This window comes from Brevibacterium sp. FAM 27836, assembly GCF_051351055.1.
Classification (GTDB): Bacteria; Actinomycetota; Actinomycetes; order Actinomycetales; family Brevibacteriaceae; genus Brevibacterium.
Genome location: NZ_CP195711.1, coordinates 927,007 through 952,233, shown reverse-complemented (window position 1 = coordinate 952,233; position 25,227 = coordinate 927,007). Strand labels below are relative to the sequence as shown.

Sequence of the window (25,227 nt, the reverse complement as noted above, 5' to 3'; positions counted from 1 at the left end):
AGCAATTTGACATTGCCGCGCAGGCCCAGCACACTCGAACCAGTTGTTCGGAAATGGTATTCCGAACCGTGAAAACCCGTCAGTGCACGTCAAGGAGGTCACCGTGGACCTGGCCGAGTTCAATCGACTCCCAGCCGACGAGGCCCGGAATGTTCTGCGCCCCTGCCTCGACGTCGACCGGTGGATCGACGCGGTCATCGCCGCACGGCCGTTCCCCGACCTCGACTCCGCGCTGGAGTCGGCACGCAATGACGCCGCCCCGCTGCGCACCGACGAGATCGACGCCGCCATGTCCCACCACCCCCGCATCGGGGAGAAAGCGAAGGGACAGAGCGCCGAGGCGGCCCACTCGAGTCGTGAACAGGCCGGACTCGGCACCCTCGACGATGAGGTGCAATCGCAGCTGGCCGCCGGAAACGCCGCCTACGAGGAACGCTTCGACCGAGTGTTCCTCATCCGTGCCGCCGGGCGCACACCCGCAGAGGTCCTGTCCGAGCTGCAGCGGCGCATGGACAACACCGATGCGGACGAAACCGCCGAAGTCGGCGAACAGCTGATCCAGATCGCCGCCCTGAGACTCGAAGGAATCCTCGCATGAGCTTCATCACCGCCCACGCCCTCGACTCGACCGTCGGCACTCCTGCCGCAGACCTCGAAGTCACCCTCTACGCGGGCGACGAAGAGATCGTTTCGGCCCGCACCGACGACAACGGGCGCGTCTCCGACTTCGGCCCCGACCACCTCGAACCCGGTGACTACCGGATCGTCTTCGGCACCGGCGCCTACTTCGCCGCCCGGGACATCGACCACTTCCACCCCGTGGTGACGATCGACTTCACCGTCCAGGCCGGGCAGGCTCACTACCACATCCCGCTGCTGCTGAGCCCCTTCGCCTACAGCACCTACCGCGGCAGCTGAGCCGCCCCCACAGCGACATCAGGGGAAGCAGGCCCCCTGCAGGATCAGATCCTCAACAAACCGCCGAAGCCGACCGGAAACTCGCCGGCAGGCCTCGTCAATCGAATGGTCACGGTATGCGCATGCCCGCATGCCGACGAACTGGAGGAATACCAAGATGAGCAAGGTCCGACTGACATCGAACCAGTACGGCAAGGCGGAGAACCGACTGATGCGGGTCTACCGCGACTCCGAACGCCACGAACTCCGCGATCTCAATGTCACCTCACAGCTGTGGGGTGACTTCGAGACCGCGCACACCGAAGGCAACAACGAACACGTCGTCGCCACCGATACGCAGAAGAACACGGTCTTCGCGAAGGCCAAGGAACTGGGCGTGAGTTCGCCCGAACAGTTCATCATGGGTCTGGCCGACCACTTCACCTCGAGCTTCGACTGGGTCACCGGCGGACGCTGGGAAGCCGAGGAGTACGGCTGGAGCCGGATCAACGATCACAATCACTCGTTCTTCAAGTCCGCCCCCGAGGTGCGCACCGCCGTGTTCACCCGTGACGGCGACAAGGACACACTGATCTCCGGCTTCAACGGACTCACCGTGCTCAAGACGACCGAATCGGGCTTCGTCGGCTACCCGAAGGACAAGTACACGACCCTGCCGGAGACCGAGGACCGGATCCTCGCCACCGACATCGCCACCCGGTGGATCTACAACTCCACCGATCTCGATTTCGAGGCCGTGTACAAGCAGGTCAAGGAGATCATCCTCGACTCCTTCACCGACCACTTCTCCCACGCTCTGCAGCACACCCTCTACCAGATGGGTGAGAAGGTCATCGAGGCCGTGCCGCAGATCGACGAGATCCGCTTCTCCTGCCCGAACAAGCACCACTTCCTCTACGACATCGAACGGTTCGGGCTCGAGAACCCGAACGAGGTCTTCATCGTCGCCGACCGTCCCTACGGCCTCATCGAAGCCACGTTCACCCGCGAAGGCGTCGACGAGAACAAGGACGCGTGGGCACAGATCGCCGGCTTCTGCTGACCCGGCGCACCACCTGCTGAGTCAGCAGAGCCGCTGCAGCAGGTCTTTCAGTCTCCGGGCTCCCGGCCGGGACACGGCTCCGGGAGCCCGGACCCCGTGAGAAGGAAACCCCGAAATGACACAGGACACCACCTCGGCGAGTCTGAGGAGCACCACCGACGAAGAGGTCGATGAATGGCTCGAGTCCTGGGAGGGACTCGTCAACGTGCGCGGAACCCTGCGCGCCGGCGAGATCATGGAGGCGCTGCGCCGTCGCGCAGCCACGAATTCCGTCGCCCAGCCCAAGGTCACCACCACCGACTACGTGAATACGATCCCCGCCGATCAGGAACCGACCTATCCCGGCGATGAGCGGATCGAACGCCGCTACCGGAAGTGGCTGCGCTGGAACGCGGCCATGCTCGTCCACCGCGCGCAGCGGCCCGAGATCTCCGTGGGTGGACACATCTCCACCTACGCCGGAGCCGCAACCCTCTACGAGATCGGATTCAACAACTTCTTCCGCGGCCAGGACCATCCCGGCGGCGGCGACCAGGTCTTCTTCCAGGGCCACGCCTCACCGGGAATGTACGCGCGTGCGTTCCTCGAGGGCCGCCTCGGCGAGGCCGATCTCGACGGGTTCCGGCAGGAGGTCTCACGTGCTCCGCACGGGCTGAGCTCCTACCCGCACCCGCGGCTGATGCCCGAATTCTGGCAGTTCCCGACCGTGTCGATGGGGCTGGGTCCGATCAACGCGATCTATCAGGCGCAGATGAACCGCTACCTGCACCACCGGGGGATCAAGGACACCACCGATCAGCGGGTGTGGGCGTTCCTCGGTGATGGGGAGATGGACGAACCCGAATCGCGCGGGGCCCTGCAGCTGGCCGCGAATGAGGGGCTCGACAACCTCACCTTCGTCATCAACTGCAACCTCCAGCGCCTCGACGGGCCCGTGCGCGGCAACGGCAAGATCGTCCAGGAGCTCGAAGCGACATTCACCGGCGCCGGCTGGGACGTCATCAAGGTCCTGTGGGGTCGAGAATGGGACGACCTCCTGGCCGCCGACCGCACCGGCGAACTCGTGCGGATCATGAACGAGACCCTCGACGGGGACTACCAGACCTTCAAAGCCGAATCCGGTGGATTCATCCGCGACAACTTCTTCGGCCGCTCCCCGGTGACCAAGGGCCTCGTCGAGCACCTGAGCGATGACGACATCTGGAACCTCAAGCGCGGCGGCCACGATTACCACAAGGTCTTCGCCGCCTATCAGCGGGCGGTGAACACCACGGGCCGGCCCACGGTCATCCTCGTCCAGACGGTCAAGGGCTACGGGCTGGGTACGAGCTTCGAATCCCGCAACGCCACGCACCAGATGAAGAAGTTCACCGCCGCCGACGTCAAGGCCTTCCGCGATCGGATGGACATCCCGATCTCCGACAAGGTCATCGACGACGACCCCTACGCGGTGCCCTACTACCATCCGGGCACCGAAACGGAGGAGATCCAGTACCTGCTTGAGCGGCGCCGCGAGCTCGGCGGGTTCCTGCCGGCGCGGAAGCCGGAGAACAGCAAGGTGACCCTGCCTGCGGTCAGCGACAAGGCGTTCGCACAGACGAAGAAGGGGTCGGGCCAGCAGCAGGCTGCGACGACCATGGCCTTCGTCAGACTGCTCAAGGACCTCATGCGGGAGAAGGGACTCGGCGAGCGGATCGTGCCGATCATCCCCGATGAGGCCCGGACATTCGGCATCGACGCGTTCTTCCCGACCGCGAAGATCTACAACCCGAACGGGCAGAACTACCTCGCCGTCGATCGTGAGCTCTTCCTCTCTTACAAGGAGGCGACCTCGGGTCAGCTGCTCCACGTGGGCATCAACGAGGCCGGTGCCGCCGCCGGATTCACCGCCGCCGGCACCGCTTACTCCACTCACGGCGAACCGATGATCCCGATCTATGTGTTCTACTCGATGTTCGGCTTCCAGCGCACCGGCGATGCATTCTGGGCCGCCGGTGACCAGATGACCCGCGGGTTCATCATCGGCGCCACTGCCGGACGCACCACCCTGACCGGGGAGGGGCTCCAGCACGCCGATGGGCATTCGCCGGTGCTGGCGGCCACGAACCCGGCCGTACGTGTCTACGATCCGGCCTACGGGTACGAGATCGGCCACATCGTCCGTGATGGGCTGCATCGCATGTACGGCGAGCACGACCTCGGCGAGGATGTGCGCAATGTCATGTACTACCTCACCGTGTACAACGAACCGATGCTCCAGCCGCCCGAACCCGATGATGTCGACGTCGAGGGCATCCTGCGCGGCATCCACCGGATCGCGGAAGCCGGATCCGGCGCCGAGGCGGAACCGGGGTCCCGCCCGCAAGCGCAGCTGCTCGCCTCCGGCGTGGCCGTGCCTTGGGCGCTTGAGGCCCGCGAGCTGCTCGCCGCGGACTGGGGCGTCGATGCGGCCGTGTGGTCGGTGACCTCGTGGGCGCAGCTGCGCCGGGACGCCCTCGAAGTGGAGGCGGCGAAGCTGCACGAGGTCGAGGCGGAACCGCGTGTGCCGTATGTGCGCCAGCGCCTCGGGGCCGAGGCCGGACCGATCGTGGCCACAAGCGATTTCGATTCGACCCAGCCGGACCTCATCCGGCCGTTCCTGTCGCACGACTTCGCGACACTCGGTGCCGACGGCTTCGGCTTCTCCGACACTCGGGCGGCGGCCCGCCGGCACTTCAAGATCGACGCCCATTCGATGGTGGTCCGAACCCTGCAGCTCTTGGCCGAACGCGGGGAGGTCGATCCCGGCACCCCCGCCGAGGCGGCCCGACGCTACCGACTCACCGACGTCAACGCCGGGACCTCGGGAACCGCCGGCGGCGATTCCTAAGACCCCGGCCCTGGGCATGCTCTGGGCAATCCCCAGGGCAAGCCCCTGGGCTTCGGCACCGAAACACGGGCGCTGGATCGAAGCACGGGTGTACACCCGGGTCTCGGTCCAACGCCCGTGTTTCGGCGGAGACGACTGGTGGCGCCGACTACCGGTCGGTGCCCTGCATCTCCGCGGAGATGCGGTCGGCGGCGGCCCGCAGAAGCGGAACGGCGCGGTCGGCGAAGCTCTTGTCGACGCGGCTGACCGGCCCTGACACCGAGATCGCCAGCGGTGCGGGGGAATCGGGGATCGCCATTGCGAAGCACCGCACCCCGAGCTCCTGCTCCTGCTCATCGATGGCATAGCCGCGTTCGCGGATGCGCTCGAGCTCGGCCTCGAGCTCGGAGACCGAACCGATGCTGAACTCCGTGGGTGTGGGCATGCCCGCGGTCGTGACGATGTGGCGGACCTGCTCGGAGTCGAGACCCGCGAGGATCGCCTTGCCGACGCCCGTGTCGTGCATATGCGCCCGGCGTCCCACCTCGGTGAACATGCGCATCTGACGTTCGGAGGCGACCTGATCGACGTAGACGACCATGTCCCCGTCCATCGTCGCGACATTCGCCGACTCACCGAGTTCGGCGACGAGGTCGCGCAGGTAGGGGCGGGCGATGGCCCCGAGCTGGGAGCCGGCGAGGTTGCCCAGCCGCACGAGCCCCGGACCCAGCGCATAGCCGCGATTGGGCAGCTGCCGGACCACGCCGAGGTTGACCAGCGTGTTCAGCAGACGGTGGATTGTGGGCAAGGGCAGGTTGACGTCGGCTGCGATATGGCTCAGCGTCGCCGAGCCCGCGGAGTTCGCGATGCATTCGAGCAGACCGAACGCACGCTCGACGGACTGCACACCGCCCTTGGTCTGGCGGATTGCAGGAGTGTCCTTGCTGCTCATCGATCATCCTTCTTCCGGGGGATGTTTCGGCTGTGAAACTGGGTTCAGTCTAATCCCGAAATGGAAGAAACTTTCCGAATCGGTGAATAACCTCTAGAATTTCCACTAGGTAGAAGATAATGTCCGTAATACGGAAAATCAATATCAGAGAGGATATTGCCCATGGCCGCAACCAGTCCCGGATACTCCATCACCCTGCGCGTCGGCACGACCGTCGGAGAGTCGTCGACGTCCGACCTCGTGGCCGCAGCCGCGGCCACCGGTGCGGGGGTCACGGCGCTCGACGTCGTCGAATCCACCCCGCACACGGTGACCATCGACGTCAGCGCCGACACCCGCGACGTCGCCCATGCCGGTGAGGTCTCCGACGCGCTGGAGAAGCTGCCCGGGGTCGAGGTCCACAAGGTCTCGGACCGGACCTTCCTGCTCCACCTCGGCGGCAAACTCGAATCCGCCTCGAAGGTGCCCCTGCGCAACCGCGATGATCTCTCCCGCGCCTACACCCCGGGCGTGGCCCGCGTGTGCCAGGCGATCGCGAAGAACAAGGACGATGCCCGGCGGCTGACGATCAAACGCAACACCGTCGCCGTCGTCACCGACGGCACCGCGGTGCTCGGACTCGGCGACATCGGCCCCGAAGCGGCCATGCCCGTGATGGAGGGCAAGGCCGTGCTGTTCAAGCAGTTCGCCGGCGTCGATGCCTGGCCGGTGGCCCTCGACACGAAGGACACCGAGGAGATCATCGCGATCTGCAAGGCCATCGCCCCGGCCTACGGCGGCATCAACCTCGAGGACATCGCCGCCCCGCGCTGCTTCGAGATCGAGGCCCGACTGCGCGAAGAGCTCGACATCCCGGTCTTCCACGATGATCAGCACGGCACCGGCGTCGTCACCCTGGCCGCACTGAAGAACGCACTCAAGGTCGTGGGCAAGAGGATCGAGGACCTGCGCATCGTCATCTCCGGCGTCGGGGCGGCCGGTAACGCGATCATCCGACTCCTCCAGGTCGCGGGGGCCACGAACATCATCGCCTGCGGACGAGGCGGCGCGATCGGCCCGCACTCGACCGTCGACACCGAGCACAAGAAGTGGCTGCAGGCGAACACGAACCCCGAAGGCTTCGACGGATCCCTCAAGGAGGCCGTCGTCGGCGCGGATGTGTTCATCGGCGTCTCCGCCCCGAACGTCCTCGACGGCTCCGACATCCAGGCGATGAGCTCCGACGCCCTCGTCTTCGCCATGGCCAACCCCGACCCGGAGGTCGACCCCGCCGAGGCGCTGAAGTACGCAGCCGTCGTCGCCACCGGACGCAGCGACTACCCGAACCAGATCAACAATGTGCTCGCCTTCCCCGGCATCTTCCGCGGCCTGCTCGACGCCGAGGCGACCGACATCGACGAGAACATCATGGTCGCGGCCGCCGACGCCATCGCCTCGTGCATCCCCGAGGACGAACTCCACCCCGGCTACGTCGTCCCCTCGGTCTTCGACCCCGAGGTCGCGGCGAAGGTTGCCGAGGCGGTCGCGGCGGTTTCGTCCTGAACGGAGCGCGGCCGCTCCGAGAGTCGCCGTGCCCAGGTGCGGGGAATGAGAGACAATGAACACAGGCCCGGCATCGCCGCCCCGCCGTTGAATCCTGTGCAGAGAAAGAGAATGTGAAAGTGGAACGATCAACACTGGCTGATATCGACTCACTGCTGGGGGACACGGATGAGCTCCTGAAGCGGAGCTATCCGGGCGAACGGGATGTGCGCCAGCCCGTGCACACCGTCTACGTGCCCGGGGACCGAACGACACCGGACCTGCCGTACCAGTGGGGCCAGCAGGCGCTCGAATGCGTCGAGGCCCACGGTGGCATGCTCCAACTGGCCGAACGCGTCATCACCGCCGCCCGCAAGGAAGCCGGCCCCGGCCCCGCCGGGCAGATGCCCAGCCTCCACCAGGTCGCCCGGGAAGCCGAAATGCTCGCCGAGGCGGTCACCGCGAAGCTCGAGCGCGAACCGATCGAGGACCTGCGCCTGGACTTCGAAGACGGGTTCGGCGATCAGGGCGATGAGAGCGAAGACCGGTGGGTGATCCAGGCCGCCCGCGACGCGGTGGCCGGGCGCAGCGAGACCGGGGCACCGGCGTTCGTGGGCATCCGCTTCAAGTGCATGGAGGAGGACACACGAGCCCGCGGGCTGCGCACCCTCGACCTCTTCCTCTCCGAACTCGTCAGGGCCGGCGGGCAGCTGCCGGACAACCTCGTCCTCACTCTGCCGAAGGTCACCACGATCGACCAGGTGCGCGCCATGGTGATCGCCTGCCGCAGCCTCGAAGCCGAACACGGCCTGGCCGAGGGCACACTGACCTTCGAGATCCAGGTCGAGACCCCGCAGCTCATCCTCGGCGCCGATGGCACCGTGCCGCTGGCCCCGGCCCTGCATGTGGGGGCGGGTCGGGTCACCTCTCTGCACTACGGCACGTACGACTATTCTGCGTCGCTGGGTGTGGCCGCGGCCTACCAGGCCATGGACCACCCGGTCGCGGACTTCGCGAAGAACCAGATGATGCTCGCCGTCGCCGGCACCGGGGTCCACCTCTCCGACGGTTCGACGAACATCCTCCCGCTGGGCGAACCCGCCGAGGTCCACCACGGGTGGGCACTGCACGCCAGCCTCGTGCGCCGCCATCTCAAGCGCGGAATCTACCAGGGCTGGGACCTCCACCCGCATCAGCTGCCGACCCGGTTCCTCGCGACCTTCGCCTTCTACCGCGAAGGCGGAGCGAAGGCCGCCCAGCGCCTGTACAACTATGTGTTCAAAGCGGACTCGACCGTCCTCGACGAACCGGCGACCGCGAAGGCGCTCGCCCGCTACCTCGACCGCGGACTCGTCTGCGGTGCCCACACCGAGGATTTCGTGACCTCCCGCACGAACCTCAGCCTTGCCGAACTCGGGCAGCTCGCCCGCACCGGATCCCTGGACTGAGAACACACCGACCGAAGGAGACCCCGCCCATGACGACGACCGATCCCTACACCTATTGGGCTCCGACCGGAGGCCACCCTCCGCAGTCGGATCTGCTCACCGACCGCGCCCTGGTCACCGAGGCCTATACGGTCATCCCGCGCGGAGTGCTGCGCGATATCGTCACCTCGAATCTTCCCGAATGGACCGGGACACGGTCCTGGGTGCTGAGCAAACCCGTGGCCGGGGGAGCGGTGACGTTCTCGCAGACGATCCTCGAAGTCACCCCCGGCGGCGGCTCCGAGAAGCCGGAACCGCAGCCCGAGGTCGAAGGATTCCTCTTCGTCATGGCCGGCCAGCTCGAGGTCACCCACGAGGGGCAGGCCCACACTCTGACCCCCGGAGGGTTCGCGTTCCTGCCGGCCGGTTCGACGTGGTCCGCGAAGTCCACCGGCACCGAGGCGGCCCGTTTCCATTGGGTGCGCAAACGCTATCAGCCCGTGGCCGGGCTGACCCCGGAGGCGAAGTTCGGAAACGAGGCCGAAGTCGAGCCCTCGCCGATGCCCGGCACCGACGGCCGGTGGCGGACGACGCGTCCGCTCGATCCGGAGGATCTCGCCTACGACATGCACGTCAACATCGTCACCTTCGAGGCCGGTGCGGTCATTCCGTTCGCGGAGACGCACGAGATGGAGCACGGGCTCTACGTGCTCGAAGGCAAGGCCGTCTACCGTCTCAACGGCGACTGGGTCGAGGTGCAGGAAGGCGACTTCATCTCCATGCGCGCCTTCTGCCCGCAGGCCTGCTACGCCGGGGGACCGGGGCGGTTCCGCTACCTGCTCTACAAGGACGTCAACCGTCAGGTCGAACTCTGAACCGAGCGTGAAAACGACAACTGCTTGCCGGAAGTGATTCCGGCAAGCAGTTGTCGTTTCCGCTGTTTCGGCGGCGCGCAGTTGAGTCTTGGAACGAACCGACTCAGATGAGCTGCAGGGTCCGCGAGGTGTACTCGGAGAGTTCCTTGAGCAGCGTCTCGTCGTCGGCGAGGTCGCGGCCGAGCGAGGGGATCATGTCCTTGAAGTTCTTCTCCCAGCCCGCGTACTCACGCGGGAAGCAGGTCTTGAGCAGCTCGATCATGATCGGCACGGCCGTCGACGCACCCGGTGAAGCACCGAGCAGAGTCGCCAGCGAACCGTCGGCGGACGAGATGAGTTCGGTGCCGAACTGAAGGACACCGCCCTTCTTCGGATCCTTCTTCATCACCTGCACGCGCTGACCGGCCTGGATGAGCTCCCAGTCGCTGGGGTCGACGGAGGGGATGAAGTTGTGCAGGGCCTCGAAGCGGGCCTTCTTCGTCGCGGCGAGCTCACCGAGGAGATACGTGACGAGGTCCGTGTTGTCCTTGGCGACATTGAGCATCGTGGCGATGTTGTTTCCGCGCACGGAGAACGGCAGATCGGTGAAACGGCCCTTCTTGAGGAACTTCGGCGAGAAGCCGGCGTAGGGGCCGAACATGAGGTAGTCCTTGCCGTCGACGACACGGGTGTCGAGGTGCGGCACGGACATCGGGGGAGCATCCTGAGCGGCCTGGCCGTACACCTTCGCCTGGTGGCGGGCGACGAGATCCTGGTTCGCGGTGCGCAGGAAGTAGCCGGAGACCGGGAAGCCGCCGTAGCCGCGTCCCTCGGGGATGCCGGACTTCTGCAGCAGCGGCAGGGCTCCGCCGCCGGCACCGACGAAGACGAACTTCGCGCCCACTTGATGGGTCTCATGCGAGAGCAGATCCTTGACGGTGATCGTCCAGCCGTCGGAGGAACGGTCGAGGTCGGTGACCTGGTGGCTGGTGCGCACGGTCGCGCCCTTGTCGGCGACGTAGCTGAGCAGCTGACTCGACAGAGCGCCGAAGTCGACATCGGTGCCCTGCTGGATGCGCGAGGTGCCGTTGACCTGTCCGGGGCCGCGGCCCTCGAACATCAGCGGCAGCCATTCGGCCTGGGTGGCCGGATCCTCGGTGTACTCCATATCCGCGAACAGCGGGTTGCGCACCATCTGCTCGTAGCGGTTCTTGATGTAGTCGCGTCCCTTGTCGCCGCGTCCGTAGCTGACGTGGGCGATGGGGTTGATGAAGGACTTCGGATCAGTGAGCACACCGGTGTCGACGAGGTGGGACCAGTACTGGCGCGAGTGATGGAACTGCTGGTTGATGTTCGAGGCCTTTTCCAGGTCGATATGACCATTGGAGTCCTCGGGGGTGTAGTTGAGTTCGCAGAGTGCGGCGTGGCCGGTGCCGGCGTTGTTCCAGGGGTCCGAGCTCTCCGTGGCCACATAGTCGAGCTTCTCGTAGACACGGATGTCCCAGTCGGGCTGAAGTTCGGTCAGCATGGCACCGAGCGTGGCGCTCATGATGCCGCCGCCGATCAAGACGACGTCGACCTTTTCCTGCGGTGAGGGCATTTGGACTCTCATTCCTCGTCACTGACTGCTTGTAGTTGTCTCTCAGCGTACTCTTCGGATGCCGCAGTGCCGTAACCAGGGCCGACCGGGGCCCGCGGTGGGAGAGCATTCTCACAGCGGATGGGTGTCCGCGAAAACCGTGCAGATCCGACCGATCGGACACTTTGGCAAGACAGTCTGTGTCGCGTGCCACAAGGTGTGCAAATATGGGCACATGTCCAAACGTTTCCTTCTCCGTGACGCGCTGGCCGAGTTCCCTCCGTATGCCCCCGGCAAGCCTCCCGTCAATTCCCCGGGCCTGACTCCGTACAAACTGTCCTCGAACGAGAACCACCTGCCGCCGCTGCCAGGCGTCCTCGACGCCGTCGCCTCCGCCTCGGCGATTCCGGGGAACTATCCCGACCCCACGTCGGCCGCGCTCGTGGCCGATATCGCCTCCCACCTCGGGGTCGAACCCGCTGAGGTGGTCCCCGGCGCCGGTGCCTCCGAAGTCCTGTCAGCGTTGACGAACATCACGCTCGAGGACGGCACGTCCGTGGTCTACCCGTGGCCGTCGTTCGAGATGTACCCGATCCTCGCGGCCGCCCGCGGTGCGCAGAAGCGCCCCGTCGACCTCCTCGACGACGGTCGCCACGACTTCGGTGCGATGGCCGCGGCCATCGATGACACGACCCGGCTCGTGCTGCTGTGCTCGCCGAACAACCCGACGGGTCCGACGATCACCGATGCCGAACTCGAAGGGTTCCTCACCGAGGTGCCCGAGGACGTCATCGTCGTTCTCGACGAGGCGTACCTCGAATTCGCCAGCGAGGCGGCCGATGGTCTGGCGGCGCGGCGGAAGCATCCGAATCTCGTCCTCGCCCGAACCTTCTCCAAGGCCCATGGGCTGGCCGGTCTGCGGGTGGGCTTCGGTATCGCCGATGCCGAGATCGCCTCGGCGCTGCGCCAGGTCATCGCCCCATTCTCCGTCACCGCCGGTGCCCAGGCCGCGGCTCGGGAATCTCTGGCTCGGATCGACGAGGTGGCCGTGCGGGCCAAGCAGGTTGCGACGGTGCGCGACCGGTTCGCCGATGAGCTGCGCAAGCTGGGTCTCACGGTCCCCGAGGCACAGGGCAACTATGTGTGGATCGCCCTCGACCCCGAGGCGGCAGTCGCGTTCGAAGGCGCCTGCGCTGAACAGGCCGTAGCCGTGCGTCGTCTGCAGGGCGGTGTGCGGGTGAGCATCGGACCCGATGAGGCTCTCGAACGCGTGCTCAAGGTCGCTGCCGCTCTATGACGACGAGTGCGAACTCGACCGTGAGTGCGGATTCGACCGGGAGCGGGGATTCGACTGAGAACGGGGGCCCGATTGTGAACACGCAAGCGCCGCTGCCGGAGCTCGCCTCTGTGCTCAGTCCGGATGCGCTTGTGACCGACCGCGACGTCATCGACTCCTACTCGTCGGACAAGGCCTTGTTCTGTCCGGCCGGTGCTGCGCTGGCTCTGGTCAGGGCCGCGAACATCGATGACGTGGCGGCGGTGATGCGTTTCGCTGCGGAGCATCGGGTCCCCGTCGTCACGCAGGGCGCGCGGACGGGCCTGTCCGGAGCGGCGAACGCCGTCGATGGGGCGATTCTGCTCAATGTCGCCAAGCTCGATGCGATTCTCGACATCGATGAGGTCGATCAGACCTGCCGGGTCCAGCCCGGTGTCATCAACCAGGATCTCAAGCATGCCCTGGCCGAGCACGGATTGTCCTACCCTCCGGATCCGGGGTCGGTGGCGATTTCGACGATCGGCGGCAATGTTGCCACGAACGCCGGGGGCATGTGCTGTGTGAAATACGGGGTGACGAAGGACTATGTGCGGGCGCTGACCGTGGTGCTCGCCGATGGCACGGTGACGAAGCTGGGCCGTCAGACGGCCAAGGGCGTGGCCGGCCTCGACCTGGCTGCCCTGTTCATCGGCTCCGAGGGCACTCTGGGCGTCATCGTGGAGATCACCTTGGGGCTCAAACCGCTGCTGGCGCTGCCGGTGACCGGGGTCGGCATCTTCCCGGACATGGAATCGGCAGGCCGAACGGTGTCTGCGTACATGGCCTCCGGCGCCGCACCCTCGATGCTCGAACTCATGGACGGGGCGACGGTGGCGATGGTCAACGCCTATGGGGACTTCGGTCTGCCCGATGAGGCGGGTGCGCTGCTGCTCGTGCAGTCCGACGCTCCAGGGGCCTCCGGAGTGGCAGAACTCGAATCGTTCCAGACCATCGCCGAGGAGCAGGGGGCCAGCGAGGTCTTCTTCTCCGACGACCCCGCCGACTCCGAGCTCTTCGTCGCCGCACGTCGGGCCGTGTCGCCAGCGCTGGAGAAGTACGTGTCGACGATCGGTGGGGGCGAACTCATCGACGATGTGTGCGTGCCGCGGTCCCGCCTCGGCGAGTTCTTCGCACGTCTGGCCGAGATCGATGCCAGGCACACGGTCGAGGTGTCCACGGCCGGTCATGCCGGTGACGGGAACATGCACCCGAGCGTGCTCTTCGATGCCTCGGATGAGGCGAGCGTGGCCGAGGCGAAGGAGACGTTCGCTGAGATCATGCAGCTCGGGCTCGACCTCGGTGGGACGATCACCGGCGAGCACGGGGTCGGGTACCTCAAACGGGACTGGCTGGTCCGTGAGCTCGATGCGGGGGCGCGCTCCCTGCAGGATGGGATCAAGACCGCCGTGGATCCGCTGGGGATCCTCAACCCGGGCAAGATGCTCGGCTGAGACTTCAGGGGCCGGATCGTCGAGGACGTCTCGGCCGCTGTTCAGGGCTGAGTCGCCGGTCGATCACCGGTCTCCTATCGGTCCCGGCCGATCGCTGGTCGGTCTCCGGTGGCTGGTCGGTTTCCGGTCGATCACCGGTCGCCGGTCGGCCCTTGGCAGCCAGTGGGTTCCAGACCGCCGCTCAGCACCGCGATATCGGCGGGCCGAACCCGGCAGCAGCCGCCGATGATCTGCGCCCCGAGTCGGGCCCACTCCGCGACCGGCCACGTCTCGACCCCCGCCACTGGCGACGAGTTGGTTCCCGCCTCCGTGCGCTCACCGGCCCAGGCCAGTGCCGCTGCATCATAGGTTTCGCCCGAGTTCGGGTAGGCGACGAGCGGCAGCTGCGTGTGCCGCGCGAGTTCCGCGAGTGCCGGGGCGACGATCGAAGGACGCACACAGTTGACCCCGATCGCTTTCACCGCCACCGAGACGGACGCTGCCTCAGCGAGTTCGGCCAAGCTCGATCCGTCGGGCAGGGTGGGGCAGTCGTGCGGAGTCGTGTCCGTGCCTGCCTGTAGGGTCACACTCACCCACGCAGGAAGACCCACCTCTTCGGCCAGGTTCATGATCGCGCGGATCTCGTCGAGACGCGGCTGGGTCTCGATGGCGAGCAGGTCCGCACCCGCCTCGGCGAGGGCTTCGATGCGCGGACGGTGAAAGGACGCGTACTCCTCGGAGTTGAGACGGTAGGCACCGGTGTACTCGCCGCCGTCGCCCAGCGCGGCACCATATGGCCCGACGGAGCCTGCGATGAGTATGTGTGCAGGTCCGGCACTCGTGGCTGCAGCCGATGCCTCGCCTGCGTTCGCGTTCGCTGCGGCCGGCACCCTGTGCGGCGTCGCGGCGGCTGTGCCTGTGCCCTCCGATTCGATGCCTGCGGCTGCGGTCGCCGCAGCTCGGGCGATCCGCACGCTCTCGGTGACGATCCGACGGCCCTCGGCCGCACCGATTCCTGCCCGCTCGAAGCCGAGCGGCGTCGCCTGATAGCTCGCGGTCGTGAGGATCCGGGCACCGGATGCGGCGAAGGCGGCGTGCACCTCGGCGAGGGCGTCGGGGTTCCTGCGGATGAGTTCGGCTGACCACAGGTCGTGGTCGAGGTCGATGCCGCGGTCCTCGGCCGCGGTGCCCAACCCGCCGTCGATGACGATGGGGGCGGTCGCCTCGGCGTGGGTGCGTATCTGCGGAAAGGTCATGGACTTAGTTAAGCTTGTCCGGTGACTACAGACGAATCTCCGGCAGCATCCGAGACTGCGCCCATCAACGACCGTTCGCAGTTCGGCTTCGAGGTGGGTACCCGCATGGACACGGGTGGACGCACCGGGCTCCTCCGCACTCCGCACGGAGACATTCAGACTCCCGCCTTCATTCCGGTCGGCACGAAGGCCACGGTCAAGGCCGTCCGCCCAGACGAGGTCGCCGAGCTCGGCGGGCAGGCGGTGCTCGCCAACGCCTATCACCTGTATCTGCAGCCCGGTTCGGACCTCATCGACGAGGCCGGAGGACTCGGCAAGTTCATGAACTGGCCGGGGCCGACGTTCACCGACTCCGGCGGATTCCAGGTGATGAGCCTCGGTTCGGGGTTCAAGAAGGTCATCTCGATGGAGTCGACGGGGGTGCAGAACGACGAACTCGTGGCCGTGGGCAAGGAAAGGCTGTCGAACGTCGACGATGACGGGGTGACGTTCAAATCGCATCTCGACGGGTCGATGCACCGCTTCACGCCGGAGATCTCGATGCGGGTGCAGCACGAGCTCGGTGCCGACATCATGTTCGCCTTCGACGAGCTGACCACGCTCGTCAACACCCGCGGCTACCAGGAGGAATCGCTCGAACGGACTCGACAGTGGGCGATCCGCTGCATCGACGAGCACTTCCGGCTCACCGAGGAGCGTTCGCACCGGCCCTATCAGGCGCTCTTCGGGGTGCTCCAGGGTGCGCAGTACGAAGACCTGCGGCGCAAGGCCGCCAGGGACCTGGGGGCCATGGACTTCGACGGTTTCGGCATCGGCGGGGCACTGGAGAAGGAGAACCTCGGCATCATCATCCGGTGGGTGTGCGAGGAGCTGCCGGAGAACAAGCCTCGGCATCTGCTGGGCATCTCCGAACCCGATGACCTGTTCGAAGCGATCAAGACCGGTGCCGACACCTTCGACTGCGTCTCACCCTCCCGCGTGGCCCGCAACGCTGCGATCTACACCCGCGATGGGCGGTACAACCTCACCGGGGCGAAGTACCGCAGAGACTTCGGCCCGCTCGACCCCGACTGCTCGTGCTACACGTGTCAGAACTACTCACGAGCCTACCTGCGCCACCTGTACAAGGCGAAGGAGATGCTCTTCTCCACGCTGTGCACGATCCACAACGAGCACTTCGTCGTCTCACTCGTCGCCGACATCCGGCAGGCGATGATCGATGGCCGCTTCGACGAACTCGAGTCCGAGGTCCTCGGCCGCTATTACTCGAAGTAGCTTGGGTCCGGCAGCCGTGGCCAGCAGGGCTTCAGCGTCTCAGGTCACGCGAAACTCGAAAACAACGCCGCTGGCGACGACTTTTTCGACTTTCGCGTGACCTGAGCCTCGGGTGCCAGCCAGAACGCGACGGGCGCGGGCCGGAATGCGGCGGACGACGCCTCAGTGAGCGCCGGCCGGAATGCGGCGGGTGACGCCTCAGTGAGCGTCGGCGGGGTCGAGCTCGTAACTGGGTTCGTGGCGTTTGACGAGTTTGATGACCCGGTAGGTGACGGGCAGGAAGATGATCTCAACGGCGACCTTGTAGACGAAGCCGACGATGATGTAGTTGAGGAAGTCGAGGCCCGGGATGACTCCGGCGAAGGCGATGACGCAGAACAGCAGCGTATCGACGAACTCGCCGACACCCGTCGAGGTCAGCAGCCGCACCCACAGCTTCGACTCGCCCATCCGCTTCTTCACGGCCACGAGCACCCACGAATTGAGCAGCTGGCCGACGAAGTACCCGACGAGCGAGGCCGCGACGATGCGCGGGTAGAAGCCGAGCACCGCGGCGAAGGCTTCCTGATTCTCATAGCCGGGCCCCGGTGGGGAGATGAGTACGAGCCAGAACACGAAGGTCGCGAGGATCTGCAGGCCGAATCCGGTGATCACAGCCTTGCGGGCGGCTTTGAAGCCGTACACCTCGCTGATCACATCGCCGAGGATGTACGCGATGGGGAAGAGGAAAGCGCCGCCGTCGGTGACGATCGGACCGAAGCCGATGACCTTCGTGGCCGAGATGTTCGAGATGATGAGCACCGCGCAGAACACGGCGAGGAAGACCGCATAGTAGCGGCCCCGAGAGGAAGCGAAAGCTGCGAAGCGTGCAGCGGAGGTGGTGTCGGTGTCCGCCGAGTCGACTGCTCGACCCGGCTGCCCAGACTCCGCTTCGGAACGTTCGGACTCCGACGCCGAGCGCCCAGACTCCGCCTCAGGACTCTTCTGCGACAACGGTGATTTCCTTCCCTCCCGTGACGGTGAGCAGCTGCTCATACGTCAGGGGCATCATCGAATTCGGCGTCCCCGCGCCGGCCCAGAGAACAGGATAATCCTTGAGCGTGACATCGACGAAAGTGGGAATCGGGCCCGGATGACCGCAGGGGGCGACACCGCCGATGACGTGACCGGTCGCCTCACGGACGAGTTCCTTGCTCGCCCGGTCGAGCGAGTCGACTCCGATGAGTGACGCCACATGCGCGGTGTCGACGCGGTGGGCTCCCGAGGCCATGATGAGCACCGGGGAACCGGCCGCGGAGAAGATGAGGCTGTTCGCGATCGCCCCGACCTCGATACCCAGAGCTTCGGCTGCGGTCGCCGCGGTCGGCGTCGATTCGGTGAAGATTTCGATGCGCGGTTCGATGCCCGCGGCGACGAGATCGGCCGCGACCGCCTCATGGTTGGGGTGGATCTTCGTCTCCCCGCTCGACGAGGCGGCTCCGGGCCCGGACTCGGCAGTGACCTCCTCGGCGGGGTCCGACTCACCCACCGATTCCGCGCCGAGGCTCGCACCCGTTCCCGCGCCGGCCTCCGCGTTCGCATCCGCTTCAGTACCTTCAGCCTCAACCTCGGTCTCTGCCTCGGCCTCGGTCACGGGTTCGGCGAGTCCGCGGCGGCGCAGGAGCGGGCCGACATCGGGGCGGGTGCCGAAGAAGCGTTCGATCGCCGACATCGGGTCGACCGAATAGCCGGGAGCGAGAATGGCCTCGCGGAAGGCATCGCCGGCCTCGCGGCTGAGCCCGCCCTGCTCGTCGAACCATTCGCTCACCCAGGCGGCGATGACCTCGGAGTAGAGGTAGGAGTAGTAGCCGGATGCATAACCGGAGGCGAAGATGTGCCCGAAGTACGTCGACCGGTAGCGCGGCGGAACGAGCGGGGAGAACCCGGCAGCGGCAAGCACTTCGGATTCGAAGGACAGCACATCGGTGATGTGCTCGCCGGCTTCGAGCGAATGCCAGGACAGGTCGAGCATGGCCGCGGCGAGGTATTCGATCGTGTCGAAGCCCTGCCCGAACTTCTCACTGGCGATGAGGGCGTCGACGAGTTCGGCCGGCATCGGCTCACCCGTGTCGACGTGCTTGGCGAAGTGGGGGAGGACCTGCGGGTGGAAGCGCCACATCTCGTTGAGCTGGGAGGGGAACTCGACATAGTCGCGCGGTACCGCGGTACCCGCCGTCGACGGGTATGTCGAGTTCGCGAACAGTCCGTGGAGGACATGGCCGAATTCGTGGAAGAAGGTCGTCAGCTCGGTCGGGTTGAGCAGGGTGGGCCGTCCCTGTCCCGGCTTGGCGAGGTTGAGCGAGAGAGTGACGACCGGCAGCAGCCCCGTCAGGCGGGAGGCCGGAACCAGCTGGTCCATCCAGGCGCCGCCGCGCTTCGTATCTCGGGCATACGGGTCGATGAGCACCAGGCCCAGGGGGCGTTCGGTGGTATCGGTGACTTCGAAGGCGCGGACATCCTCGTGCCAGGCACGGACTCCGTCATAAGGGGCGAAGGTGATGCCGTAGAGACCGGTCGCGGCGCGGAAGACTCCTTCGGTGAGCACGGTGTCGAACTCGAAGTACTTAGCCACTTCGTCGGGGTCGATGCCGAATTCATCGGCCCGGAACTTCGCCAGATAGTGCTTGACGTCCTCGGCTGCGACGGCTTCGAGGCCGTAGCGGTCCTTGACCTGCGCGAGCTCCTCATCGAGTTGGGCATTCGCGGCATTGATGAGGGAAGAGACGATGTCCGCGGCGGCATCGGGGTTGCCTGCGGTCTGATTGTCGATGGCGAACGACGAATACGAGGGGTATCCGAGCAGGTGCGCCTGCAGGGCGCGCAGCGCCGTGGTGTCAGCGACCTGGGTGCGGGTGTCCCCGTCGCCGCCGCGGGACCCGCGGGCCATCGAATTGTTCAGCACGTGCCGACGGGTCTGCGCCGTGTTGAGGGATTCGAGCACGATCTGCTGCGTGAAGTTGTTCAGCGGCAGCAGGTAGCCGTCGACCCCGCGCTCGTTCGCGCGAGTCGCCGCTGCCGCGATCTGGTCCTCGTTCATCCCGGCCAGGGCTTCGACCTCGCCGAGGTGGACGGCCAGTTCCCGTGTATCGAGCTGCAGGGCGCGGGAGAAGGAGTTCTCCAGCGTGGTCAGTTCCGCCGCGATCGTGGCCATCTGCTCCCGGCCCTCCTCGCCGAGGCGGGCACCGGCCCGGACGAAGAGTTCGACGGTGAGCTCCTGCTGCCGTTTGTCCTCGGGGTTGAGGTCGGTGACCGAGACCTGTTCGATCCGGTGGAAGAGGTCGACGTCGAGCAGGATCTCGGTGCGGGTCGCGGACAGGACCTCCCACACCTCGGCGATGGCGTCGGTGAGTTCAGGACGCAGATGATTCGACTCGACGGCCGCGGCCACGGAGGCGATGCGGGTCATCGGCACGGACGCGGACTCGAACCTCACGGTGGTGGAGAAGAACGTGGACTCCGCTTCATCAGCGATGATGGCGGCCACCTCGGCGCGGGCGAAATCGGTCGCCGTGTGAACCGCGGTCAACAGGGCCTCCGGGGTCACCGCGGTGAAGTCGGGCAGCGAATAGTCGCCCTGCGGGTCGAGGAACGCCTCCCAGACATCGATGCTGTTCGGTTCTGCGTTCATTCTCGACATACCACTTTCTCTACGGTTGGGGTCTCCAGCCGATCCTAACGTGAGAGTGCCGACCGGCGCATGATCGCTGGTTACACTTGAGGTCATGGGCACTGGGCAGGGCAAATCCCTGACACTCAACAACGCATTCCGGGTCGGCTTCACCGGCGCTCTGGGTGTGGGACTGGCGATCGCGCTGATGACGGCGCTGCAGTCCGTGGCAACCCTGCTCATCTACGTCGGTCTGGCACTGTTCCTCGCCCTCGGACTCGACCCGATCGTGCAGTGGTTCGTCGCACGCAAGGTGCCGCGCTCGCTGGCGGTCCTCATCGTCGTCGCAGCCTTCATCCTCATCGTCGTCGGGGTGGCGCTGCTAATCGCCCCGGCCGTGATCAGTCAGATCCAGACGTTCATCGCGGATCTGCCCGGGATCGTGGCGAACCTCGCGGCGACGGGGTGGGTGACGGAACTCGAAAAGCAGTTCACCGGTGCGATCGACATCGATGCGGTGTTTGCGAACATCGGCGCATGGGTCTCGGATCCGAAGAATGTGCTCTCCGTCGGCGGCGGTGTCGTGTCGATCGGGGCGGGGATCCTCAGTTTCCTCACCGGCGTGATCATCGTCGTCATCCTCACCATCTACTTCGCCGTGACGATGCCGACGATCAAATCCGCAATGTTCTCCCTGGTTGCGGCCTCCTCGCGGCCGACGGTCGAATCCGTCACCGAGGAGGTCACCCGCTCCATCGGACGCTACGTCCTCGGCCAGCTGTCCCTGGGAATCGTCAACGGTGTGTGCTCGGCGATCTTCCTGTCCATCATCGGCGCGCCCCTGCCGGCGCTGCTCGCCTTCATCGCGTTCCTCGCCTCGCTCATTCCGCTCGTCGGCCCAATCGCGGGTGCGATCATCATCACGGCATCGTGCCTCATGGTCTCGCCGGGGCTCGGCATCGCCGCAGGCATCTACTACCTCGTCTACATGCAGGTCGAGGCCTATCTGCTCAGCCCGCGCATCATGAAGGCCGCTGTCGACGTGCCCGGAGCGCTCGTCATCATCGCAGCGATCGCCGGCGGAACCCTCGGCGGTGTGCTCGGTGCGGTCGTCGCGGTGCCGGTGGCCGCCTCGGCGCTCATCGTCATCCGCAAGGTCGTCGTGCCCGCGCAGGCGAAGAAGTAGGGTCAGGAAGGATCATCGTCGATGCGGGTGACGATGACGTGGATGATGAGCTTGACGATGTAGTACGCGGCGAAATACGCCACGGCCCCGAAGACGAGGTTGATGAGCAGATCCCCGTCGCCGCCGAGACGCGGCAGTGTGATGAAGACGGCCGCGGTGATCGCCGCGAGATACGGGATCAGACGGAGGACGGGGCTTTGGGGCTCACTCATGGACGTGAGTCTAACAACGCAGAGTTGACGGTTCTGTGTCGCACCTAAGATGGGGATCATGGCTCAGACACGATGGGCGGCACACCGCGACGAAGCGGTCCCCGAGGATGTGGAGCGTCTGCTTGCGACCGTGCCGGAATGGTTCGGCAGGCCCGAATCGAATGCAGAATACATCGACGAGGCACGCACCATGGAGACATGGACGGTGCGGGGGTCGGGACGGCGATGATGCGGGCGATCAGTGCCGATGCCCGGAAGCGTGGGGTGAAATTGCTGCAAGTGAAGACTCTCGGGTTTTCGCACAGCGATGCGAACTATGCGCGAACCCGGCACTTCTACGAGACGGCGGGATTCATTTCGCTCGAGGAGACCGACCTGTGGGGCGAAAGCACGCCCTGCCTGATCATGGTCAAGCCGCTGATATGACGAGCTCCGCAATTCCGCCCTGGCCGGCGACGTCTCCTGCTCGTGGTCGAGTTCGCCTGCGAGCGGTGGAAGCGCGAGACAGTGCAATGGCGCGTGAACTCTCGACCGATCCCTATGTGCCTCTGACGGGATCGCTGCCGAGCTGCGCGACGGAGCAGCAGGCGAAGGCGTGGCTGAGTCGCCAGCAGAAGAGGAATCGCGAGGGAACCGGTTTCTCATTCACGATAGCCAGACGGACGGATGACGACGCTGTCGGTCATTGCGGCTTGTGGCTGAAGGAGCTGGGGGAAGGGCGCGCGACTGCAGGGTATGCGATCGTTCCTTCGCAGAGGAAACAGGGACTTGCGAGCGAGGCGCTGGCACTGCTGACCGAATTCGCGTGGACGATTCCTGGTCTGTACAGAGTCACACTCTTCATAGAACCGTGGAATGTCTCGTCACTGCGAACGGCAGAACACGCCGGTTACGTGCGAGAAGGCGTGCTGGCAGGCCATCAGATGATCGGCAGGGAGCGCAGGGATATGGTTCTCTATGCTGCCATTCGGCGAACTGGACGCGGACGATGACGGATCCGATGGAAGCGGCAAGTCTCGACCTGGAGTTCCCCTTCACCGGTCGTTGGCTGGTACAGAACAGCCCGGCCGATCGCGTGCCGAGTCATGGTACAACGATGTTCGCGACCTCCTTCAGCATCGACTTCGTACCGGTCGACGACGCAGGGAGGTCGGCGGTCTTCACTCTCGGATCGCTGGTGCGGTCTGAGCCTCCAGAGAATTTCACAGGCTTCGGCCGTTCCGTGCTCGCCCCGACCGATGGGACGGTGCTGACCGTCCACGATTCCGAATTCGATCATCCTGCCTATCGGGGCCTGCCCTCACTCGGCTATGCGCTGACTCAGCGCAGGCGTGCCGAAGCGGGGTGGCGGGCGCTGGCCGGAAACCATGTGATGATCAAGAGCTCCGGTGGAATCGTGGCTCTGTGCCATCTGCAGCGGGGCAGTGCTCGGGTTCGACCGGGTCAGGATGTGCAGGCCGGTCAGGAGATCGGCCGCTGCGGAAACTCGGGCAACAGCACGGAACCTCATCTGCACGTTCAAGCGCTCGACGGCCCCGATATCGAGCGGGCCGCCGCTCGGCGAATTTCGTTCAGAGGGTCCCTGCCCTCAAACGGTTCGATCATCGCGGTCTGAGGCGCGAGGAGACACGTGCAGAGCACCGTTCTGCCTGCGGACGAACTCTCTGCCGAGAACCGCCGACCTATTGTCCCGTCGGACAGTCCGGCCTATGGTGAGAGGACGTTATCCATCGTCTCGGTGGACGCCGGTCAGTGCATCGGGCGTGACAGAGGAATCCGAGCGGATGGACTCACACGAAGGAGTGTCATGGCAGTCTACTCAGCACCCGGAACCGACGGTTCTCTCATCACGTTCAAATCGCGCTATGAGAACTACATCGGCGGAGAGTGGGTGCCGCCGAAGGACGGCAACTACTTCGAGAACATCACCCCCGTCACCGGACAGGTGTTCACAGAGATCCCCAGCTCCACGGTAGACGATGTCGAGACCGCCCTCGACGCAGCCTGGGCGGCGGCCCCAGCCTGGGGCAAGACCTCGACCACGGAGCGGGCGAACATCCTTCTCAAGATCGCCGACCGGATCGAGAACAACCTCGAGATGCTCGCCGTCGCCGAGACCTGGGACAACGGCAAGGGCATCCGCGAACCGCTGGCCGCGGACCTGCCGCTGGCCGTCGACCACTTCCGCTATTTCGCCTCGGCGATCAGGGCGCAGGAGGGCGGAATCTCGCAGATCGACGACGACACCGTCGCCTACCACTTCCAGGAACCCCTCGGCGTCGTCGGACAGATCATCCCCTGGAACTTCCCCCTGCTCATGGCGACCTGGAAGCTGGCCCCGGCGCTCGCCGCCGGCAACTGCGTCGTCCTCAAACCTGCGGAGCAGACTCCGGCGTCGATCCTCGTCCTCGCCGAACTCATCGGTGACCTGCTGCCGGCCGGAGTCCTCAACATCATCAACGGCTTCGGAGTCGAGGCCGGAAAGCCCCTGGCGTCGAACAAGCGCATTCGCAAGGTCGCGTTCACCGGTGAGACGACGACCGGTCGACTGATCATGCAGTACGCCTCGCAGAACATCATCCCGGTGACCCTGGAGCTCGGCGGCAAGTCACCGAACATCTTCTTCGACGACGTCATGGACGCCGATGACAGCTACCGGGACAAAGCCCTCGAAGGATTCGCGATGTTCGCGCTCAACCAGGGAGAGGTCTGCACCTGCCCATCCCGTGCGCTCGTCCAGGACTCGATCTTCGACGACTTCGTGGCCGCCGGCGTCGAACGCGTACGCGCCATCAAGCAGGGCAATCCGCTCGACACCGACACCCAGGTCGGTGCACAGGCCTCGAACGACCAGTTCGAGAAGATCATGTCCTACCTCAAGATCGGCCGAGACGAAGGCGCCGAGGTGCTCATCGGCGGCGACAAGGCCGAACTCGACGGAGACCTCGCCGGCGGCTTCTACATCCAGCCGACGATCTTCAAAGGCACGAACACGATGCGTGTCTTCCAGGAGGAGATCTTCGGTCCGGTCGTCGCCCTGACTTCGTTCTCCGACTACGACGATGCGATCTCGATCGCCAATGACACCCTCTACGGCCTCGGTGCCGGAGTCTGGTCGCGTACCGGCAACACCGCCTACCGGGCCGGACGTGACATCCAAGCCGGCCGTGTGTGGGTGAACAACTTCCACGCCTACCCGGCCCACGCGGCCTTCGGCGGATACAAGTCCTCGGGCATCGGCCGCGAGAACCACAAGATGATGCTCGACCACTACCAGCAGACGAAGAACCTGCTGGTCAGCTACTCCGAAAGCGCACAAGGATTCTTCTGATGAGTGATACAGCCGAAACAGCCGTTCTCGAATCGACACCGACGATCGAAGGCGAAGGGAGATCGCGAGTGGCGATGACTCAAGCCGCCGTCGACCTGCTCGCCGGCCTCGTCGACAAGCACGGGCAGCTCATGTTCCATCAGTCCGGCGGATGCTGTGACGGATCGTCGCCGATGTGCTTCCCCGAAGGGGACTTCCTCACGTCGGAGGCCGACGTGCTGCTGGGCCACTTCGAATTGCCCATCGAAGATTCCGAGAAGGCCGGACTGGACTTCTGGATGTCGACCGAGCAGTTCGAGTACTGGAAGCACACGCATCTGACCATCGATGTGGTGCCGGGACGAGGAGGCGGCTTCAGCGTCGAATCACCGACGGGCAACCGCTTCATCATCCGCTCGACGCTCATGGACGTCGCCTGAGCTGAGACTCGGGAGC

The 25,227-nt window shown here is 65.5% G+C and carries 23 protein-coding genes; 17 read left to right on the top strand and 6 right to left on the bottom strand.

Features of this window, described 5'->3' with window-relative positions; genetic code table 11:
• Window positions 1-103: 103 nt before the first annotated feature.
• The 4 genes from uraD (at window position 104) to aceE (ending at window position 4,829) form a co-directional block, all read left to right on the top strand.
• Window positions 104-598 (top strand): 2-oxo-4-hydroxy-4-carboxy-5-ureidoimidazoline decarboxylase, encoded by a 495-nt coding sequence (gene uraD, locus ACSE4D_RS04495; protein ID WP_135537351.1) that lies wholly within the window; start codon window positions 104-106, stop codon window positions 596-598.
• Window positions 595-918, top strand: coding sequence for a hydroxyisourate hydrolase (gene uraH, locus ACSE4D_RS04490; RefSeq protein WP_425119295.1), 324 nt, complete (start codon window positions 595-597; stop codon window positions 916-918). The genes uraD and uraH overlap by 4 nt, the downstream gene beginning before the upstream one ends.
• Window positions 919-1,075: 157 nt before the next feature.
• Complete coding sequence (gene pucL, locus ACSE4D_RS04485; protein ID WP_425119296.1) at window positions 1,076-1,960, top strand: factor-independent urate hydroxylase; 885 nt, start codon at window positions 1,076-1,078, stop codon at window positions 1,958-1,960.
• A 115-nt stretch (window positions 1,961-2,075) separates the two neighbouring features.
• A complete protein-coding gene (gene aceE, locus ACSE4D_RS04480; protein WP_425119297.1) occupies window positions 2,076-4,829 on the top strand; it encodes a pyruvate dehydrogenase (acetyl-transferring), homodimeric type in 2,754 nt (917 codons plus the stop codon).
• 148 nt (window positions 4,830-4,977) lie between these two features.
• Here the strand turns inward: aceE and ACSE4D_RS04475 are convergent, their stop codons facing one another.
• Window positions 4,978-5,760: an IclR family transcriptional regulator gene (locus tag ACSE4D_RS04475; protein WP_425119299.1), complete on the bottom strand. Its 783-nt coding sequence runs from the start codon at window positions 5,758-5,760 to the stop codon at window positions 4,978-4,980.
• A 162-nt stretch (window positions 5,761-5,922) separates the two neighbouring features.
• On the opposite strand from ACSE4D_RS04475, the gene ACSE4D_RS04470 reads away from it, so the two are divergent.
• From ACSE4D_RS04470 to ACSE4D_RS04460, 3 genes are all read left to right on the top strand, one after another.
• The gene (locus tag ACSE4D_RS04470; protein WP_425119300.1) at window positions 5,923-7,302 is read left to right on the top strand and encodes an NAD-dependent malic enzyme; all 1,380 of its coding nucleotides are present in this window, start codon (window positions 5,923-5,925) and stop codon (window positions 7,300-7,302) included.
• Between the two features lie 119 nt (window positions 7,303-7,421).
• Window positions 7,422-8,729 carry a DUF6986 family protein gene (locus ACSE4D_RS04465; RefSeq protein ID WP_425119301.1) on the top strand — a complete coding sequence of 436 codons (1,308 nt, stop codon included), beginning with the start codon at window positions 7,422-7,424 and terminating at the stop codon, window positions 8,727-8,729.
• 29 nt (window positions 8,730-8,758) lie between these two features.
• Complete coding sequence (locus tag ACSE4D_RS04460) at window positions 8,759-9,583, top strand: bifunctional allantoicase/(S)-ureidoglycine aminohydrolase (protein ID WP_135537344.1); 825 nt, start codon at window positions 8,759-8,761, stop codon at window positions 9,581-9,583.
• A 103-nt stretch (window positions 9,584-9,686) separates the two neighbouring features.
• Here ACSE4D_RS04460 and ACSE4D_RS04455 read toward each other — a convergent pair whose 3' ends face one another.
• On the bottom strand, window positions 9,687-11,162 hold the full coding sequence (locus ACSE4D_RS04455; RefSeq protein ID WP_425119302.1) for a malate:quinone oxidoreductase: 1,476 nt from the start codon (window positions 11,160-11,162) through the stop codon (window positions 9,687-9,689).
• A gap of 214 nt (window positions 11,163-11,376) precedes the next feature.
• Here ACSE4D_RS04455 and ACSE4D_RS04450 point away from each other — a divergent pair, with 214 nt between their 5' ends.
• Window positions 11,377-12,438, top strand: a complete 1,062-nt coding sequence (locus ACSE4D_RS04450; protein WP_135537342.1) for an aminotransferase class I/II-fold pyridoxal phosphate-dependent enzyme — start codon at window positions 11,377-11,379, stop codon at window positions 12,436-12,438.
• A 74-nt stretch (window positions 12,439-12,512) separates the two neighbouring features.
• The gene (locus ACSE4D_RS04445) at window positions 12,513-13,907 is read left to right on the top strand and encodes an FAD-binding oxidoreductase (RefSeq protein WP_240689536.1); all 1,395 of its coding nucleotides are present in this window, start codon (window positions 12,513-12,515) and stop codon (window positions 13,905-13,907) included.
• Window positions 13,908-14,038: 131 nt separating this feature from the next.
• On the opposite strand, the gene mmuM is transcribed toward ACSE4D_RS04445, so the two are convergent.
• Window positions 14,039-15,142: a homocysteine S-methyltransferase gene (mmuM, locus tag ACSE4D_RS04440; protein WP_135537340.1), complete on the bottom strand. Its 1,104-nt coding sequence runs from the start codon at window positions 15,140-15,142 to the stop codon at window positions 14,039-14,041.
• A gap of 21 nt (window positions 15,143-15,163) precedes the next feature.
• On the opposite strand from mmuM, the gene tgt reads away from it, so the two are divergent.
• Entirely contained in the window at window positions 15,164-16,417 is a 1,254-nt protein-coding gene (tgt, locus tag ACSE4D_RS04435) for a tRNA guanosine(34) transglycosylase Tgt (protein WP_436326697.1), read from the top strand.
• A 198-nt stretch (window positions 16,418-16,615) separates the two neighbouring features.
• Here tgt and ACSE4D_RS04430 read toward each other — a convergent pair whose 3' ends face one another.
• Window positions 16,616-17,410 carry a queuosine precursor transporter gene (locus ACSE4D_RS04430; RefSeq protein ID WP_436326696.1) on the bottom strand — a complete coding sequence of 265 codons (795 nt, stop codon included), beginning with the start codon at window positions 17,408-17,410 and terminating at the stop codon, window positions 16,616-16,618.
• Window positions 17,391-20,084, bottom strand: a complete 2,694-nt coding sequence (locus ACSE4D_RS04425; protein WP_135537339.1) for a M3 family metallopeptidase — start codon at window positions 20,082-20,084, stop codon at window positions 17,391-17,393. The genes ACSE4D_RS04430 and ACSE4D_RS04425 overlap by 20 nt, the downstream gene beginning before the upstream one ends.
• Window positions 20,085-20,178: 94 nt before the next feature.
• On the opposite strand from ACSE4D_RS04425, the gene ACSE4D_RS04420 reads away from it, so the two are divergent.
• On the top strand, window positions 20,179-21,249 hold the full coding sequence (locus ACSE4D_RS04420) for an AI-2E family transporter (RefSeq protein WP_135537338.1): 1,071 nt from the start codon (window positions 20,179-20,181) through the stop codon (window positions 21,247-21,249).
• 2 nt (window positions 21,250-21,251) lie between these two features.
• Here ACSE4D_RS04420 and ACSE4D_RS04415 read toward each other — a convergent pair whose 3' ends face one another.
• Window positions 21,252-21,461 carry a hypothetical protein gene (locus ACSE4D_RS04415; RefSeq protein WP_135537337.1) on the bottom strand — a complete coding sequence of 70 codons (210 nt, stop codon included), beginning with the start codon at window positions 21,459-21,461 and terminating at the stop codon, window positions 21,252-21,254.
• 58 nt (window positions 21,462-21,519) lie between these two features.
• Between ACSE4D_RS04415 and ACSE4D_RS04410 the strand changes: the two genes are divergently transcribed.
• The 6 genes from ACSE4D_RS04410 to ACSE4D_RS04385 all read left to right on the top strand — a co-directional run bounded on the left by ACSE4D_RS04410 (window position 21,520) and on the right by ACSE4D_RS04385 (window position 25,211).
• The gene (locus ACSE4D_RS04410; protein WP_240689534.1) at window positions 21,520-21,690 is read left to right on the top strand and encodes a hypothetical protein; all 171 of its coding nucleotides are present in this window, start codon (window positions 21,520-21,522) and stop codon (window positions 21,688-21,690) included.
• A complete protein-coding gene (locus ACSE4D_RS04405) occupies window positions 21,660-21,887 on the top strand; it encodes a GNAT family N-acetyltransferase (RefSeq protein ID WP_240689533.1) in 228 nt (75 codons plus the stop codon). The genes ACSE4D_RS04410 and ACSE4D_RS04405 overlap by 31 nt, the downstream gene beginning before the upstream one ends.
• Entirely contained in the window at window positions 21,884-22,453 is a 570-nt protein-coding gene (locus ACSE4D_RS04400; protein ID WP_135537336.1) for a GNAT family N-acetyltransferase, read from the top strand. The genes ACSE4D_RS04405 and ACSE4D_RS04400 overlap by 4 nt, the downstream gene beginning before the upstream one ends.
• Window positions 22,450-23,076, top strand: coding sequence for a M23 family metallopeptidase (locus tag ACSE4D_RS04395; protein WP_436326695.1), 627 nt, complete (start codon window positions 22,450-22,452; stop codon window positions 23,074-23,076). Before ACSE4D_RS04400 ends, ACSE4D_RS04395 begins: the two co-directional genes overlap by 4 nt.
• Window positions 23,077-23,268: 192 nt before the next feature.
• Window positions 23,269-24,792 carry an acetaldehyde dehydrogenase ExaC gene (gene exaC / locus ACSE4D_RS04390; protein ID WP_436326694.1) on the top strand — a complete coding sequence of 508 codons (1,524 nt, stop codon included), beginning with the start codon at window positions 23,269-23,271 and terminating at the stop codon, window positions 24,790-24,792.
• Window positions 24,792-25,211, top strand: a complete 420-nt coding sequence (locus ACSE4D_RS04385; protein ID WP_135537334.1) for a DUF779 domain-containing protein — start codon at window positions 24,792-24,794, stop codon at window positions 25,209-25,211. The genes exaC and ACSE4D_RS04385 overlap by 1 nt, the downstream gene beginning before the upstream one ends.
• Window positions 25,212-25,227: the final 16 nt, after the last annotated feature.

Bases quoted from the DNA above. Each gene is read 5' to 3' on its own strand.
- ACSE4D_RS04400 (WP_135537336.1), top strand. From the start codon at position 21,884: ATGACGAGCTCCGCAATTCCGCCCTGGCCGGCGACGTCTCCTGCTCGT.
- ACSE4D_RS04475 (WP_425119299.1), bottom strand. From the start codon at position 5,760: ATGAGCAGCAAGGACACTCCTGCAATCCGCCAGACCAAGGGCGGTGTG.
- exaC (WP_436326694.1), top strand. From the start codon at position 23,269: ATGGCAGTCTACTCAGCACCCGGAACCGACGGTTCTCTCATCACGTTC.
- ACSE4D_RS04470 (WP_425119300.1), top strand. From the start codon at position 5,923: ATGGCCGCAACCAGTCCCGGATACTCCATCACCCTGCGCGTCGGCACG.
- ACSE4D_RS04420 (WP_135537338.1), top strand. From the start codon at position 20,179: ATGGGCACTGGGCAGGGCAAATCCCTGACACTCAACAACGCATTCCGG.
- ACSE4D_RS04405 (WP_240689533.1), top strand. From the start codon at position 21,660: ATGGACGGTGCGGGGGTCGGGACGGCGATGATGCGGGCGATCAGTGCC.
- ACSE4D_RS04425 (WP_135537339.1), bottom strand. From the start codon at position 20,084: ATGAACGCAGAACCGAACAGCATCGATGTCTGGGAGGCGTTCCTCGAC.
- uraH (WP_425119295.1), top strand. From the start codon at position 595: ATGAGCTTCATCACCGCCCACGCCCTCGACTCGACCGTCGGCACTCCT.
- pucL (WP_425119296.1), top strand. From the start codon at position 1,076: ATGAGCAAGGTCCGACTGACATCGAACCAGTACGGCAAGGCGGAGAAC.
- aceE (WP_425119297.1), top strand. From the start codon at position 2,076: ATGACACAGGACACCACCTCGGCGAGTCTGAGGAGCACCACCGACGAA.
- ACSE4D_RS04455 (WP_425119302.1), bottom strand. From the start codon at position 11,162: ATGCCCTCACCGCAGGAAAAGGTCGACGTCGTCTTGATCGGCGGCGGC.
- ACSE4D_RS04410 (WP_240689534.1), top strand. From the start codon at position 21,520: ATGGCTCAGACACGATGGGCGGCACACCGCGACGAAGCGGTCCCCGAG.
- ACSE4D_RS04450 (WP_135537342.1), top strand. From the start codon at position 11,377: ATGTCCAAACGTTTCCTTCTCCGTGACGCGCTGGCCGAGTTCCCTCCG.
- ACSE4D_RS04385 (WP_135537334.1), top strand. From the start codon at position 24,792: ATGAGTGATACAGCCGAAACAGCCGTTCTCGAATCGACACCGACGATC.
- ACSE4D_RS04395 (WP_436326695.1), top strand. From the start codon at position 22,450: ATGACGGATCCGATGGAAGCGGCAAGTCTCGACCTGGAGTTCCCCTTC.
- ACSE4D_RS04415 (WP_135537337.1), bottom strand. From the start codon at position 21,461: ATGAGTGAGCCCCAAAGCCCCGTCCTCCGTCTGATCCCGTATCTCGCG.
- mmuM (WP_135537340.1), bottom strand. From the start codon at position 15,142: ATGACCTTTCCGCAGATACGCACCCACGCCGAGGCGACCGCCCCCATC.
- ACSE4D_RS04460 (WP_135537344.1), top strand. From the start codon at position 8,759: ATGACGACGACCGATCCCTACACCTATTGGGCTCCGACCGGAGGCCAC.